The sequence below is a fragment of the Suttonella ornithocola genome (assembly GCF_001889065.1).
GTDB lineage: Bacteria > Pseudomonadota > Gammaproteobacteria > Cardiobacteriales > Cardiobacteriaceae > Suttonella_A > Suttonella_A ornithocola.
In genome coordinates this window covers 1-412 of record NZ_LWHB01000278.1, presented here as the reverse complement: position 1 = coordinate 412, position 412 = coordinate 1, and the positions used below count along the sequence as shown (strand labels likewise).

Below are 412 nucleotides of genomic sequence, written 5' to 3'. Positions count from 1 at the left end.
CGATTTGTTATGCTCTAAAGCGAACTAAAGATAACGCATAAAAAAAGATTAACCAACATCCAAAAGCCGACACAGAGAAAAGAGAGCACTTTCAAGAACAAATAGTAGATAAGACCGCTCAAGACAAACCGATAGTCTATCTTGATGAATGTGGTTTTAAAGCCTTTGCTCATAGACCTTATGGCTACAGCACAAAAGGACAAGTTTGTCATGGAAGTGATAACTGGCATTTAAAGAACCAGAGCAATGCGATTGGAGCCATTATCAATGGAGAATTGTTTGCCTTACGCTTATATGATGGTTCTATTAACAGCGATATTTTCTCTCATTGGGTGAGAGAAGCACTGTTACCTGAGTTACCTAAAAACAGTGTAATTGTCATGGACAATGCCGCTTTTCATAAACGCAGTGA

At 38.3% G+C, this 412-nt stretch carries 1 protein-coding gene; it reads left to right on the top strand.

Annotated elements, in window-relative coordinates:
- Window positions 1-47 precede the first annotated feature (47 nt).
- The coding region (locus A5N85_RS18000) for a transposase (RefSeq protein WP_211268243.1) at window positions 48-412 on the top strand (365 nt) is incomplete at its 3' end.